The 14,235-nt window shown below is 70.1% G+C and carries 14 protein-coding genes; 11 read left to right on the top strand and 3 right to left on the bottom strand.

The genetic code is table 11. The annotated features are described in order from the left end of the window. The first annotated feature begins 118 nt into the window (after window positions 1–118). The 7 genes from rsmD (at window position 119) to mutM (ending at window position 5,174) form a co-directional block, all read left to right on the top strand. Window positions 119–751 carry a 16S rRNA (guanine(966)-N(2))-methyltransferase RsmD gene (gene rsmD, locus FNH08_RS26835; RefSeq protein ID WP_228034373.1) on the top strand — a complete coding sequence of 211 codons (633 nt, stop codon included), beginning with the start codon at window positions 119–121 and terminating at the stop codon, window positions 749–751. A gap of 26 nt (window positions 752–777) precedes the next feature. Further along, a complete protein-coding gene (gene coaD, locus FNH08_RS26830) occupies window positions 778–1,257 on the top strand; it encodes a pantetheine-phosphate adenylyltransferase (protein WP_194238624.1) in 480 nt (159 codons plus the stop codon). Window positions 1,258–1,332: 75 nt separating this feature from the next. Further along, window positions 1,333–2,412, top strand: coding sequence for an ATP synthase F0 subunit B (locus FNH08_RS26825; protein ID WP_322725455.1), 1,080 nt, complete (start codon window positions 1,333–1,335; stop codon window positions 2,410–2,412). Between the two features lie 125 nt (window positions 2,413–2,537). After that, on the top strand, window positions 2,538–3,191 hold the full coding sequence (locus FNH08_RS26820; RefSeq protein WP_152774096.1) for a YceD family protein: 654 nt from the start codon (window positions 2,538–2,540) through the stop codon (window positions 3,189–3,191). A gap of 2 nt (window positions 3,192–3,193) precedes the next feature. Continuing rightward, window positions 3,194–3,367 carry a 50S ribosomal protein L32 gene (gene rpmF / locus FNH08_RS26815; protein ID WP_003951102.1) on the top strand — a complete coding sequence of 58 codons (174 nt, stop codon included), beginning with the start codon at window positions 3,194–3,196 and terminating at the stop codon, window positions 3,365–3,367. A 19-nt stretch (window positions 3,368–3,386) separates the two neighbouring features. Then, window positions 3,387–4,199 (top strand): ribonuclease III, encoded by an 813-nt coding sequence (gene rnc / locus FNH08_RS26810; protein WP_152774095.1) that lies wholly within the window; start codon window positions 3,387–3,389, stop codon window positions 4,197–4,199. A 90-nt stretch (window positions 4,200–4,289) separates the two neighbouring features. Continuing rightward, entirely contained in the window at window positions 4,290–5,174 is an 885-nt protein-coding gene (gene mutM / locus FNH08_RS26805) for a bifunctional DNA-formamidopyrimidine glycosylase/DNA-(apurinic or apyrimidinic site) lyase (protein WP_152774094.1), read from the top strand. Here the strand turns inward: mutM and FNH08_RS26800 are convergent. Both FNH08_RS26800 and FNH08_RS26795 read right to left on the bottom strand, forming a co-directional pair. Continuing rightward, the gene (locus FNH08_RS26800; protein ID WP_152774093.1) at window positions 5,147–5,527 is read right to left on the bottom strand and encodes a winged helix-turn-helix transcriptional regulator; all 381 of its coding nucleotides are present in this window, start codon (window positions 5,525–5,527) and stop codon (window positions 5,147–5,149) included. The genes mutM and FNH08_RS26800 overlap by 28 nt on opposite strands. A gap of 155 nt (window positions 5,528–5,682) precedes the next feature. Beyond that, window positions 5,683–6,642: a CAP domain-containing protein gene (locus tag FNH08_RS26795; protein WP_152774092.1), complete on the bottom strand. Its 960-nt coding sequence runs from the start codon at window positions 6,640–6,642 to the stop codon at window positions 5,683–5,685. Between the two features lie 150 nt (window positions 6,643–6,792). Between FNH08_RS26795 and FNH08_RS26790 the strand changes: the two genes are divergently transcribed. From FNH08_RS26790 to FNH08_RS26775, 4 genes are all read left to right on the top strand, one after another. Continuing rightward, window positions 6,793–7,074, top strand: coding sequence for an acylphosphatase (locus FNH08_RS26790; RefSeq protein ID WP_152774091.1), 282 nt, complete (start codon window positions 6,793–6,795; stop codon window positions 7,072–7,074). Window positions 7,075–7,453: 379 nt separating this feature from the next. Continuing rightward, the gene (locus FNH08_RS26785) at window positions 7,454–7,657 is read left to right on the top strand and encodes a hypothetical protein (protein ID WP_152774090.1); all 204 of its coding nucleotides are present in this window, start codon (window positions 7,454–7,456) and stop codon (window positions 7,655–7,657) included. Window positions 7,658–7,877: 220 nt separating this feature from the next. Continuing rightward, entirely contained in the window at window positions 7,878–11,432 is a 3,555-nt protein-coding gene (smc, locus tag FNH08_RS26780; protein ID WP_322725453.1) for a chromosome segregation protein SMC, read from the top strand. A 217-nt stretch (window positions 11,433–11,649) separates the two neighbouring features. Further along, on the top strand, window positions 11,650–13,068 hold the full coding sequence (locus FNH08_RS26775; RefSeq protein ID WP_322725452.1) for a sugar porter family MFS transporter: 1,419 nt from the start codon (window positions 11,650–11,652) through the stop codon (window positions 13,066–13,068). A gap of 124 nt (window positions 13,069–13,192) precedes the next feature. Here FNH08_RS26775 and FNH08_RS26770 read toward each other — a convergent pair whose 3' ends face one another. Beyond that, a complete protein-coding gene (locus FNH08_RS26770) occupies window positions 13,193–14,164 on the bottom strand; it encodes an LLM class flavin-dependent oxidoreductase (protein WP_152774089.1) in 972 nt (323 codons plus the stop codon). Between the last annotated feature and the right edge of the window lie 71 nt (window positions 14,165–14,235).

Raw genomic sequence — 14,235 nt, 5'->3', positions numbered from 1 at the left:
GTCTGGGGGCGCAGCCCCCAGGGATGGGACGGGTAGGGGCGGCGGGGGCGACAAAACCTCGCGCCCACCACTCACCCACGTCACCCACGCCCACACCACGACACCCGCTCACCCCCGCCTGCCAAACTGGACTCGTGACCGCCCCCACGACCAAGGACCCGAGATGACCCGCGTGATCGCCGGCGCGGCCGGCGGACGCCGCCTGGCCGTCCCGCCGGGCCACGGCACCCGCCCCACCTCCGACCGCGCACGCGAGGGCCTCTTCTCCACCTGGCAGTCCCTGCTCGGCGGCCCGCTCGACGGCGAGCACGTCATCGACCTCTACGCCGGCTCGGGCGCCGTGGGCCTGGAGGCGCTCAGCCGGGGCGCGGGCCACGCCCTGCTCGTCGAGGCCGACGCCCGCGCCGTCCGCACGGTCCGCGAGAACGTGAAGGCACTGGGCCTCCCCGGCGCCGAGGTCAGAGCGGGCAAAGCGGAGCAGATCATCCACGCGCCGGCACCGGAGAGGCCGTACGACATCGTCTTCCTCGACCCCCCGTACAAGGTCACGGATGACGATCTTCGCGAGATTCTGCTCACACTCCGTGCCGGGGGCTGGCTCGCCGCCGAAGCCCTCGTCACCGTGGAGCGCAGCACCAGAGGCGGTGAATTCCGGTGGCCGGACGGTTTCGACGCGCTCCGGGCCCGTCGCTACGGCGAAGGAACGCTTTGGTACGGTCGCGCCGCCTCTACGTGCGATGACGCACGATGACCGGACCGGAGAGCGAGGGACCCAAGTTGCGCCGCGCCGTCTGTCCCGGGTCGTTCGACCCCATCACCAACGGACACCTCGACATCATCGCCCGTGCCTCCAAGCTGTACGACGTCGTACATGTCGCGGTGATGATCAACAAGTCCAAGCAGGGCCTGTTCACCGTCGACGAGCGGATCGACCTGATCCGCCGGGTCACCGCCGAGTACGGGAACGTCGAGGTCGAGGCATTCCACGGCCTCCTCGTCGACTTCTGCAAGCAGCGCGACATCCCCGCCATCGTCAAGGGGCTGCGCGCGGTCAGCGACTTCGACTACGAGCTCCAGATGGCCCAGATGAACAACGGCCTCTCGGGTGTGGAGACCCTCTTCGTACCCACCAACCCCACCTACAGCTTCCTGTCGTCCTCCCTGGTCAAGGAGGTCGCGGCCTGGGGCGGCGACGTCTCGCACCTGGTACCGCCGGAGGTCCTGGAAGCCCTGAACGAGCGCCTCGCGAAGGACTGAGGGCGGGCGGAGAAAGGACTGCCGTACAGTCGACCCGTCCGTCTCCAACAACGTGTAGAGAGTGGCGAGCACACGGTGGACGTGCAGAAGAAGCTCGACGAGATCGTCACCTCGGTCTCCAGTGCCCGGGGCATGCCCATGTCGGCCTCGTGCGTGGTCAACCGCGCCGAGCTGCTCTCGATGCTCGAAGAGGTGCGCGCGGCGCTGCCCGGCTCCCTCGCCCAGGCCGAGGAGCTGATCGGCGACCGTGAGCAGATGGTCCAGCGGGCCCGCCAGGAGGCCGACCGGATCATCGAGACCGCGCACGCCGAGCGCGGCTCCCTGATCTCCGACACCGAGGTCGCCCGCCGCTCCCAGAACGAGGCCGAGCGCATCCTCGCCGAGGCCCGCCAGGAGGCCGAGGAGATCCGCGCGGAGGCCGACGACTACGTCGACTCCAAGCTCGCCAACTTCGAGGTCGTCCTCACCAAGACTCTCGGCTCCGTCGGCCGCGGCCGCGAGAAGCTCCTCGGCACCGGCCCCGGCACCGACGAGAACGGCTACGAGGACGAGGACGCCCCCGAGCGCAGCCACGACCCCGAGACCCTGCGCAAGGACGCGGACGCGTACGTGGACGTCAAGCTGGGCGCCTTCGAGGCGGTCCTCGCCAAGACCCTGGAGGCCGTCGGACGCGGCCGCGAGAAGCTGCACGGCCGCATCGCCACCGACGACCTCGGCGCCCTCTCCCTGAACGAGGACGGCACGCCGGCGCAGCACACCAGCGACGCCGACTACCTCGCGGGCCTGGCCGAACTCGCGGACGTCCCGGAGCCCGCCCGCACTCCCGAGATCCCGGCCCAGCCGCAGTACGCCCAGCAGGACGCCTACGCGTACCAGCAGCAGGACCAGTACGGCTACCAGCAGCAGTACGCCCAGCAGGCCGACCCGTACGGCTACCAGCACCAGCAGGCCGATCCGTACGCCGCGTACCCGCAGCAGCCCGCGTACGACCCGAACCAGGCCCAGCAGGGACACCACGACCAGCAGGGGCAGCACGACCACCAGGGGCACCAGGGCTATGCCCAGCCTCAGCCGAACACGCTCGACGAGACGAGTCTCTTCGACACCACCATGATCAGCGCGGAGCAGCTGCGCCGCTACGAGCAGGAGCGCTGACCGCGGATTGGGACCTGAGCGAAAGGTCCAGTATCCTGGCTCTTCGGTCGCGTGTACGTCCGCGATCAAAGCTGCCCGGAACACCGCAGGGCAGCCCCTCTGAGCTCCGAAGACCGAAAGCAGAAATGGCTCTGAACGCCCGCCTCGACCACCGCAACCCCTTCGTGTTCGACACGCACGAGCTGGGTCGGCGGCCTGGTGCGCTGCAGCGCCTGACCCGCGAGGTAGACGCTCCCAAGGACTTCGGTATCCAGGGGGTCATCGGAGTGCCGGAAGGCGCCCCGGTGGAGCTCGAACTCCGTCTGGAGTCGGTCATGGAAGGGGTGCTCGTCACGGGCACCGCCCGTGCACAGGCCAAGGGGGAGTGCGTAAGGTGTCTGGAGTCGCTGGAGCTCTCGCTCGAAGCGGACTTCCAGGAGATGTTCTCGTACCCCGACGCCGACGAGCGGGGCCGCGTGATCGCACGGCCCGATGAAAACGCTGACGACGCCGAGGACGACGAGGACAGGCTCTTCATCGAGGACGGCTTGTTCGACCTCGAACCCGTGCTGCGTGACGCGGTGGTGCTTGCCCTGCCGATGCAGCCGGTGTGCCAGGACGACTGCCCCGGCCTGTGCTCCGAGTGCGGAGCCCGGCTGGCGGACGACCCGGACCACCACCACGACGCCGTCGACATCCGTTGGGCGGCACTGCAGGGACTCGCCGGTTCACTCGAAGACGGCGAGAAGGACGAGATGAGCGGCGCCGAACCGGGCGTCGACGAGAAGCAGGAGAAGTAGCCGTGGCTGTTCCGAAGCGGAAGATGTCGCGCAGCAACACGCGCCACCGCCGGTCGCAGTGGAAGGCTGCGGTCCCCACCCTGGTTGCGTGCGAGCGCTGCCACGAGCCCAAGCAGCAGCACATCGCGTGCCCGTCTTGCGGCACCTACAACAAGCGCCAGGTCCTCGAAGTCTGAGTGGCCGGTGAGAGGTCTGATGTCTGACGCCAAGAAGAACCCTCTTCGCGCAAGCGGAGGTGGCCCGGCGGAGAACACGGCCTCGTCCCACACGCTTCTGGAAGGGCGGCTCGGCTACAAGCTCGAGTCCGCCCTTCTGGTGCGTGCGCTGACCCACCGTTCCTACGCGTACGAGAACGGCGGTCTGCCCACCAACGAGCGCCTGGAGTTCCTCGGGGACTCCGTGCTCGGCCTGGTGGTCACGGACACGCTGTACCGCACCCACCCCGACCTGCCCGAAGGCCAACTGGCCAAGCTGCGGGCCGCGGTGGTCAACTCGCGTGCGCTGGCGGAGGTGGGCCGCGGCCTCGACCTCGGCTCCTTCATCCGGCTCGGCCGGGGTGAAGAGGGCACGGGCGGCCGGGACAAGGCGTCCATCCTCGCCGACACCCTCGAAGCGGTGATCGGCGCGGTGTACCTCGACCAGGGGCTCGACTCGGCGGCGGAGCTGGTGCACCGCCTGTTCGACCCGTTGATCGAGAAGTCCTCGAACCTCGGAGCCGGCCTGGACTGGAAGACCAGTCTCCAGGAGCTCACCGCGACCGAGGGGCTCGGCGTGCCCGAGTACCTGGTCTCGGAGACCGGCCCCGACCACGAGAAGACCTTTACTGCTGCCGCCCGCGTCGGAGGCGTCTCGTACGGCACCGGCACCGGCCGCAGCAAGAAGGAGGCGGAGCAGCAGGCGGCGGAGTCCGCCTGGCGTGCCATCCGCTCCGCGGCGGACGAGCGGGCCAAGGCGGCCAAGGAGGCCGCCGAACGCGACGGGGAGAACCCGGACGCCGCGTCCGCCTGAGACTGATCGCTCCCGAGCGCCCGTCCCTCCCCGGGGCGGGCGCTCGGCCCGTACGGGGAGAGGCCCGTAGGGGAGACACGGGGGAGTGCCATGCCCGAGTTGCCCGAGGTCGAGGTCGTACGGCGCGGACTGGACCGCTGGGTGGCCCATCGCACCGTGGCCGACGTGGAGGTCCTGCACCCGCGTGCGATACGCCGTCACCTCGCCGGCCCCGAGGACTTCGCCCACCGCCTCAAGGGCCACCGCATCGGCGAGCCCGGCCGCCGCGGGAAGTACCTGTGGCTGCCCGTGGAGGACACGGGGACGGCCGTCCTCGCCCACCTGGGCATGAGCGGCCAGTTGCTGGTGCAGCCGCACGAGGCGCCCGACGAGAAGCACCTCCGTATCCGAGTCCGCTTCACGGACACGCTGACATCAGCCGCTACCGCGGCGGGCTCCACGGAACTCCGCTTCGTCGACCAACGCACCTTCGGCGGGCTCTCGTTGCACGACACCACGCCCGACGGGCTGCCCGACGTCATCGCGCACATCGCGCGCGACCCCCTCGACCCGCTCTTCGACGACGAGGCATTCCACCAGGCACTGCGCCGCAAGCGCTCGACCATCAAACGGGCCCTGCTCGACCAGTCGTTGATCAGCGGCGTCGGCAACATCTACGCGGACGAGGCCCTGTGGCGCGCACGGCTCCACTACGAGCGCCCCACGGCCGGTTTCACGCGCCCGCGCACCTTCGAACTCCTGGGCCACGTACGGGACGTGATGAACGCGGCCCTCTCCGTGGGCGGCACGAGCTTCGACAGCCTGTACGTGAACGTCAACGGGGAGTCGGGCTACTTCGACCGCTCACTCGACGCGTACGGCCGCGAGGGCCTGCCCTGCCGGCGCTGCGCCACACCGATGCGGCGGCGCCCCTGGATGAACCGCTCCAGCTATTTCTGCCCGCGCTGTCAGCGGGCGCCACGGACCTCGTCGTAACGCTCGCGTGCCCCCAGCACGTCCTCCATACGGCCCTGGACGCACTGGATGAGGGCCAGCAGGCGCTCGGAGACCTCACGGCCCAGCGGAGTGAGCGTGTAGTCGACGCGAGGCGGGTTGGTGGGCTGCGCCTCGCGGTGGACCAGCCCGTCGCGCTCCAGGGCGTGCAGGGTCTGCGAGAGCATCTTCTCGCTGACCCCGTCGACCCGGCGGCGCAGCTCGTTGAACCGGAACGACCCCTCGTGCAACGCCCCCAGCGTCAGCGCACCCCAGCGCCCCGTCACGTGCTCCAGGGTTCCCCTGGAGGGACAGTCCTTCGCGAACACGTCAAAGGGAAGAGCGTCCAGGTCCATGCGCCCAGGATACTCGGCCACAGCGCTAACCGAAAGGTTGCACTAACTGTTGGTTAGCGCTGGCGGCTTTGAGGGGCGCGGGGAACTGCGCGACAAGCCACAACGGGCCGGTAGTCGCCGAACAAACAGGCACCCCCACCCCCTGAGGCGAACTCCTAATACCCGAAGTCCTGAGTCCACCAGGGCCCACCGGACCCCAGATGCACACCCACACCCAGCGTCTTGAAGTCACAGTTCAGGATGTTCGCCTTGTGGCCGGGGCTGTTCATCCACGCCTCCATGACGGCCGCCGCGGTCGCCTGCCCCCGGGCTATGTTCTCCCCGCCCAGGTCGGTGATCCCCAGAGCCGCGGCCCGGTCCCACGGAGTGCCCCCGTCGGGGTCGGTGTGGTCGAAGAACCCGCGCTCGGCCATGTCGTCGCTGAACGCCCCGGCCAGGTCCGCCAGAGCGCTGTTCGCGGCCACCGGGCTGCACCCGGCCTTCTCCCGCTCCACGTTGACCAGACGGAGCACCTCCGCCTCGGCCTTGGCCTCCGCGGAGACGGCCACGGGGGTTTCCTTCTCGGGCTTCTTCGTGGCCTTGTCGGCGGGCGTGCCCGGCTTCTTCGATTCCGGCTTCTTCGACTCGGGCTTCTTGGTCGACGGTTCCTTGGAGGGTGTCTTCGGAGGCGTGGCCGTCTTCGACGGGGCTGCGGAGGGCGAGGTCTCGCGCTCGGTGCCGCGGCTCGTGGACTCGTCGTCGCGGTCCGCGGTGCCGTCCGTGCCGCCCTGCGGAACCTCGATGGTGGTCGGCGAGCCGGCCGGAGTGACGGTGTCGGAGCTGCCGCCGCCGCTGGCGACGATCTTGTCGCCGCCGGGCAGTACTCCGGTGGCGACCGCGGCGGTGCCGATGGCGACGGCCGCGGACACGCCCAGCAGGCCGGTCTTCACGGGCGTCACGGTCTTCTTCTGTTTGCGGTGCGAACGCCCACGGGGCGTCTCGGCCTCAAGGACGGCGGCGAAGCCGTACAGGTTCTCGGGTCCGTAGCGCTCGGTGATCGCGTCCTGCGGATGCGCAACCCCCGTGGCGCGGCCCCTGGCGGCGCGGCCGGCGGCGGAGCGTCGGTGGCGTCCCATGTCCTGGCCTTCCTCGACCTTGCGGTCACTCTCTTCACTGAACTCACGCGATCGAGTGAGTTTCATATGAGATTCGTTGGACCGGGACGGTACAGCATGGCGCAGGGGGACGGTGGGCCCTGAGGGACATTGGCCCGTTAGCGTGCAGGCATGAGCGAGGATGTACGGCTGGTCGCCTGGGTGCGCGGACACGTCCAAGGTGTGGGTTTCCGCTGGTTCACCCGGGCCAAGGCGCTGGAGATCGGTGGCCTGAGTGGTTTTGCTCTCAATTTGGCGGACGGACGGGTCCAAGTGGTCGCGGAGGGCCCGCGCGACGGCTGCCAAGGGCTGCTGGAGTGGCTTCTGGGGGCCGACACGCCCGGGCGCGTGGACGGTGTCACAGAGATCTGGGACACACCTCGCGGGGGCTACGACGGCTTCGGCGTCCGGTGAGCCGGAGGCGTGGAAACGGGTGTGCGAAGCGGCCTGAAAATGCCCCTGGCACCCGCCCGGAGCGGGAATGACCTGGTGGTTGCCAATAATCGCTTGTCGTGGCAGGCTCCGCGGTGAAGAATGATCTCCCCGCCCCCGGAGCCCCGTAGGAACAGCAGCGCCGCCCGTTCTGGCCGCGCGCACCCGGGATGCCCGCCAACGCGGGGCGTGATCGTGTTGACCGTCAAACTTTTTGGTGAGACGCTGAAAGCCCCGCGCACCTTAGCTGTTTGGCATGGAAGAACGGCAGCAAAACTCCATAGTGCCAAGCACTTCGGGTGCGATTCCCTCACGACCCACACCGATTCGGTCGGTCACTCAGTGTGGAGGACCATCCATCATGGCAAAGGCGCTTCTCGGTTACGTCGGCGGCTCCGACCCGCGACTCCTCGCCGAGATGCGACGGCTCCAGCAGCGTGTCCAGGACCTGGAATCCGAGCTCGGACGGATCCAGGCGGAAAACGACGCGCTGACGGCTGCCGCTTCTCACGACTCGCTTATCGAGAGCATCGACGCACACCAGGCGGAGCCTGCGCTCACCTGATCACTGCATCGCACCACGACAGCAGTGGTTGGGCGGCTCAAATCAACCGCTAAGTTGTCAGATCTGCAAGGGGCGCCTCTTCGGCGTCCCTTCTTTCTTCCCCCGCACTTTCCCCCGCGCTCCTCCCCACTCTCTTTAACGTGGGGTGTGCCCCGCGCGTTCATGGGTGAAACCGCGCGTTCATGGAGTGAGACAGGGCCGGAAGGTAGAGTCCAGCGGCGTGCACCTCAAGGCCCTGACCCTCCGAGGGTTCAAATCGTTCGCCTCGGCGACCACGCTGCGGTTCGAGCCGGGCATCACGTGTGTCGTGGGTCCGAACGGCTCGGGCAAGTCCAACGTCGTGGACGCGCTCAGCTGGGTCATGGGCGAGCAGGGCGCCAAGTCGCTGCGCGGCGGCAAGATGGAGGACGTCATCTTCGCCGGCACCACCGGGCGCCCACCGCTCGGCCGCGCCGAGGTGTCCCTGACCATCGACAACACCGACGGGGCCCTGCCCATCGAGTACGCCGAGGTCACGATCACGCGGATCATGTTCCGCAACGGCGGCAGCGAGTACCAGCTCAACGGCGACACCTGCCGCCTCCTGGACATCCAGGAACTGCTCTCCGACTCCGGCATCGGCCGCGAGATGCACGTCATCGTCGGCCAGGGCCAGCTCGACTCCGTCCTGCACGCCGACCCCATGGGCCGCCGCGCCTTCATCGAGGAGGCGGCGGGAGTCCTCAAGCACCGCAAGCGCAAGGAGAAGGCGCTCAGGAAACTGGACGCGATGCAGGCCAACCTGGCCCGCGTCCAGGACCTGACGGACGAGCTGCGGCGCCAGCTCAAGCCCCTCGGCCGCCAGGCCGCGGTCGCCCGCCGGGCAGCGGTGATCCAGGCCGACCTCCGCGACGCCCGCCTCCGGCTGCTCGCCGACGATCTCGTACGACTCCGCCAGGCGCTCCAGGCCGAGGTCGCCGACGAGGCCGCGCTGAAGCAGCGCAAGGAGGCCGCCGAGGCCGAGCTGAAGAAGGCGCTCCAGCGGGAGGCACTGCTGGAGGACGAGGTGCGACAACTCGCGCCGCGCCTACAGCGGGCCCAGCAGACCTGGTACGAGCTCTCGCAGCTCGCCGAGCGGGTGCGCGGCACGATCTCGCTGGCCGACGCCCGCGTGAAAAGCGCCACCTCCACGCCCCCCGAGGAGCGGCGCGGGCGCGACCCCGAGGACATGGAGCGCGAAGCGGCCCGGATCCGCGAACAGGAGGCAGAACTCGAAGCGGCCCTGGAGGCCGCCGAGCGCGCCCTGGAGGACACGGTCGACCACCGGGCCGAGCTGGAGCGCGAGCTGGCCGTCGAGGAACGCCGGCTGAAGGACGTCGCCCGCGCCATCGCCGACCGCCGCGAGGGCCTGGCCCGCCTGAACGGCCAGGTCAACGCCGCCCGCTCCCGCGCGGCCTCCGCCCAGGCCGAGATCGAACGCCTCGCCTCCGCCCGGGACGAGGCGCAGGAACGTGCCGTCGCCGCCCAGGAGGAGTACGAGGCCCTCAAGGCGGAGGTCGACGGCCTCGACGCGGGCGACGCGGACCTCGCCGAGCAGCACGAGGCGGCCAAGCAGGCGCTGACCGAGGCCGAGGCGGCCCTGACGGCGGCCCGCGAGTCGGCCACCGCGGCCGAACGCAAGCGGGCCGCGACCCAGGCCCGCCACGAGACCCTGGCCCTGGGCCTGCGCCGTAAGGACGGCACGGGCGCGCTGCTGACGGCGAAGGACCGTATCGGCGGACTGCTGGGCCCGGCCGCCGAACTGCTGACGGTGACCCCCGGCTACGAGGTCCCGCTGGCCGCCGCCTTCGGCGCCGCCGCCGACGCCGTCGCGGTCACCGCCCCGTCCTCCGCCGCCGACGCCATCCGCCTGCTCCGCAAGCAGGACGCCGGGCGCGCCGCGCTGCTGCTGAGCGGCGCCCCCGACGACGTACCGCCGCAGGAGCGGGCCGACGGACCGCCGTCCGCCGCCGAGTTGGTCCGCGGGCCCGCCGAACTCATGCCCGCCGTACGGCGGTTGCTGCGCGGCATCGTCGTCGTCGGCACCCTGGAGGACGCCGAGGACCTCGTCTACGCGCGCCCCGACCTGACCGCCGTCACCGCCGAGGGCGACCTGCTCGGCGCGCACTTCGCGCACGGAGGCTCCGCCGGGGCGCCCAGCCTGCTCGAAGTGCAGGCGTCCGTCGACGAGGCGGCGGCCGAGCTCGAAGAACTCGCCGTACGGTGCGAGGAGTTGACCGAGGCCCAGCAGCTGGCCACCGAACAGCGCAGGGAACGGGCCGCGCTCGTCGAGGAGTTGGGGGAGCGCCGGCGGGCGGCCGAGCGGGAGAAGTCGACGGTGGCGCAGCAGCTCGGACGGCTCTCCGGGCAGGCGCGCGGTGCCGCCGGCGAGGCCGAGCGCAGCACCGCCGCGGCAGCCCGGGCCCAGGAGGCGCTCGACCGGGCCATGGGCGAGGCCGAGGAACTGGCCGAACGGCTCGCCGTCGCCGAGGAGATGCCGGTCGAGGAGGAGCCCGACACCTCCGTACGGGACCGGCTCGCCGCCGACGGTGCCAACGCGCGGCAGACCGAGATGGAGGCCCGGCTCCAGGTGCGCACCCATGAGGAGCGCGTCAAGGGGCTCGCGGGGCGCGCCGACTCGCTGGACCGCGCCGCACGCGCCGAGCGCGAGGCACGGGCGCGGGCCGAACAGCGCAGGGCACGTCTGCGGCACGAGGCAGCCGTGGCCGAGGCGGTCGCCTCCGGCGCGCGGCAGCTCCTCGCCCATGTCGAGGTCTCCCTCGTCCGCGCCGACGAGGAGCGCACCGCCGCCGAGGCCGCCAAGGCGCGCCGGGAGCAGGAGCTGGCCCGGGCCCGTAACGAGGGCCGCGACCTCAAGGCCGAGCTCGACAAGCTGACCGACTCGGTTCACCGCGGTGAGGTGCTCGGTGCGGAGAAGCGCATGCGGATCGAGCAGCTGGAGACCAAGGCGCTGGAGGAGCTGGGTGTCGAGCCGGCGGGTCTGATCGCCGACTACGGCCCCGACCAGCTCGTACCGCCCTCCCCTCCGGCCGAGGGCGAGGAACTGCCCGAGGACCCCGAGCACCCGCGCAACCAGCCCAGGCGGTTCGTCCGTGGCGAGCAGGAGAAGCGGCTCAAGGCGGCCGAGCGGGCGTACCAGCAGCTCGGCAAGGTCAATCCGCTGGCGCTGGAGGAGTTCGCCGCGCTGGAGGAGCGCCACAAGTTCCTCAGCGAGCAGCTGGAGGACCTGAAGAAGACGCGCGCCGACCTCCTCCAAGTGGTGAAGGAGGTCGACGAGCGGGTCGAGCAGGTCTTCACCGAGGCATACCGGGACACGGCCCGGGAGTTCGAGGGCGTTTTCAGCCGGCTGTTCCCCGGCGGTGACGGCCGGCTCATCCTGACCGACCCCGACAACATGCTCACCACGGGTGTGGACGTCGAGGCACGTCCCCCGGGCAAGAAGGTCAAGCGGCTCTCCCTGCTCTCCGGTGGCGAGCGGTCGCTCACCGCCGTCGCCCTGCTGGTGTCGATCTTCAAGGCCCGGCCCAGCCCGTTCTACGTGATGGACGAGGTCGAGGCGGCCCTCGACGACACCAACCTCCAGCGGCTGATCCGCATCATGCAGGAGCTCCAGGAGGCCTCGCAGCTGATCGTGATCACCCACCAGAAGCGCACGATGGAGGTCGCCGACGCGCTCTACGGCGTCTCCATGCAGGGGGACGGGGTGTCGAAGGTGATCAGCCAGAGGTTGCGCTGACGGCGAGCGACCGCGAGGGCTCCGGCAGGGCCCGTTTCCTTTTCTTCAAAAGTTGAACGCAAAGCCCTCACCTGCACCTTACTCTTCGGTCAACCCTGCTTATTGACTTCGAAACTTGAAGGCATAGTCTCTGCAACGTTGCTTTTGCCTTCAGGTATCGCCACCTGGAAGGGATCACCCCACGCCGGCAGTGACGCCGGCGGCCCGAGGAGTACACGTGACCAGCTCAGCGCAGGCATCCAGGTCAGGAGCCCGGGACGCTCATCCCGAGCATCTCTCCCACGTCATCTTCATCGCGGCGGCGGCCGCGATGGGCGGCTTCCTCTTCGGCTACGACAGTTCCGTCATCAACGGCGCCGTCGAGGCCATCCGGGACCGCTACGACATCGGCTCCGCGGCGCTGGCGCAGGTCATCGCCATCGCACTGATCGGCTGCGCCATCGGCGCCGCCACCGCGGGCCGCATAGCCGACCGCATCGGCCGCATCCGGTGCATGCAGATCGCGGCCGTCCTGTTCACCGTCAGCTCGGTCGGCTCGGCGCTCCCCTTCGCCCTCTGGGACCTCGCCTTCTGGCGCGTGGTCGGCGGCTTCGCCATCGGCATGGCCTCCGTGATCGGCCCCGCCTACATCGCCGAGGTCGCCCCCGCCGCGTACCGCGGACGCCTCGGCTCCTTCCAGCAGGCCGCGATCGTCATCGGCATCGCCGTCTCCCAGCTGGTCAACTGGGCCCTCCTCAACGCCGCGGGCGGTGACCAGCGCGGCGAGCTGCTGGGCCTGGAGGCATGGCAGGTCATGCTCGGTGTGATGGTCGTCCCGGCCGTGCTGTACGGGCTGCTGTCCTTCGCGATCCCCGAGTCCCCGCGGTTCCTGATCTCCGTCGGCAAGGACGCGCGCGCCCGTGAGGTACTCGCCGAGATCGAGGGCGAGAACGTCGACCTGGACGCCCGCGTCACCGAGATCGAACTCGCCATGAAGAGCGAGCACAAGTCCACCTTCAAGGACCTGCTCGGCGGCGGCTTCCTCTTCAAGCCGATCGTCTGGATCGGCATCGGCCTCTCGGTCTTCCAGCAGTTCGTCGGCATCAACGTCGCGTTCTACTACTCCTCGACGCTGTGGCAGTCCGTCGGCGTCGACCCGACCGAGTCGTTCTTCTACTCCTTCACGACGTCGATCATCAACATCCTCGGCACCGTGATCGCCATGATCTTCGTGGACCGCGTCGGCCGCCGCCCGCTCGCCATCATCGGCTCCGTCGGCATGGTCGTCGGCCTGGCGCTGGAGGCATGGGCCTTCTCCTACGACCTCGTCGACGGCAAGCTCCCCGCCACCCAGGGCTGGATCGCCCTGGTCGCCGCCCACGTGTTCGTTCTCTTCTTCGCCCTCTCCTGGGGCGTGGTCGTCTGGGTCATGCTCGGCGAGATGTTCCCGAACAAGATCCGCGCCGCCGCCCTGGGCGTGGCCGCCTCCGCGCAGTGGATCGCCAACTGGGCGATCACCGCGAGCTTCCCGTCGCTGGCCGAATGGAACCTCTCCGCGACGTACGTGATCTACACGGTCTTCGCCGCGCTCTCCATCCCCTTCGTGCTCAAGTTCGTGACGGAGACCAAGGGCAAGGCGCTGGAGGAGATGGGGTAACCGACCCGGCCCACCTGACCGACCCGGTCACCGAGCCCGGGGAGAGGGACCAAGTCCCCGCCGCCCCTCTCCCCGCACCTTCCGCCGCCCCGCCCCGGCCACTGCCCGGGCCGGGGCGGCGGACTCAGTCGGTGAGCCTCGGCAGAACGTCCTCACAGAACAGATGCAGGCTGCGCCAGCCCTCGTCGACCGGCATCCCGCCGGACAACGGATGCAGGACGAAGTTGTCCAGCCCCTGTGCCAGGCACTCGTCCGGCGTGAGGATCCGGTACACCCCCTCGGCCCGCAGCTCCTCCACCGTCGTGGCGGACGACTTCACCGCCGAGCGGGTGTCCTCCGACTGCCAGGAGGCGTACGTCCGCGCCTCGTGCAGAAAGTGCTCGCCGTACACCGCCCACGCCCGGTCCGGGTCCTCGGCGACGTGCAGCAGCGGGGTCTCGGCCGCGGGCATCATCGTCCAGCCCTCGGTGCCGTACTCCACCAGCCGCTCCTTGTAGTACGCCTCCAGCTCCGGCAGATGCGCGCTCGGGAAGAACGGCAGGCCCAGGCGAGCCGCACGACGGGCCGCCGCCTTCGAGGAGCCGCCCACCAGCAGCAGCGGATGCGGGTCGGTGTACGGACGCGGAGTGACGCGGACCGTACGGCCCCGGTAGGTGAACGGCTCGCCCGTCCACGCCTTCAGAACCGTCTCCAGCACCTCGTCCTGGATCCTGCCGCGCCGCTTCCACTCCACGTCGAACAGGGCGTACTCCTCCGGCCGGTACCCGATCCCCGCCACCGTCACCAGCCGTCCACCGCTCAGCAGGTCCAGTACGGCGATGTCCTCGGCCAGCCGCAGCGGGTCGTGCAGCGGGCCGATGACCGCCGACACGGTGACCGCGATCTTCCGGGTGGCCCCGAAGACCGCGCCCGCGAAGGCGAACGGCGAGGGCAGCCAGTTGTTGGCGACCCCGTGGTGCTCCTCGGTCTGCACGGTGGTGATCCCACGGTCGTCGGCGTACGCGGCCATCTCGACGGCGGCCCTGTAGCGGGCGCTCAGCGACGCCGGGGTCGCCCCGGGCTCGACGAGGTTGAAACGGACGACCGTGACGGGCATGGGGACCCCCTCGTGGCGTAGGTGGAGGGGACCATAGCTGACGGGTTGTCAGATAACCAGGGGTGCGGGGA

This window comes from Streptomyces spongiae, assembly GCF_009377185.1.
In the GTDB taxonomy this organism is placed as follows: domain Bacteria; phylum Actinomycetota; class Actinomycetes; order Streptomycetales; family Streptomycetaceae; genus Streptomyces; species Streptomyces spongiae.
Note: the sequence above shows the minus strand (reverse complement) of the source record. Positions and strands in the feature narration are given on the sequence as shown.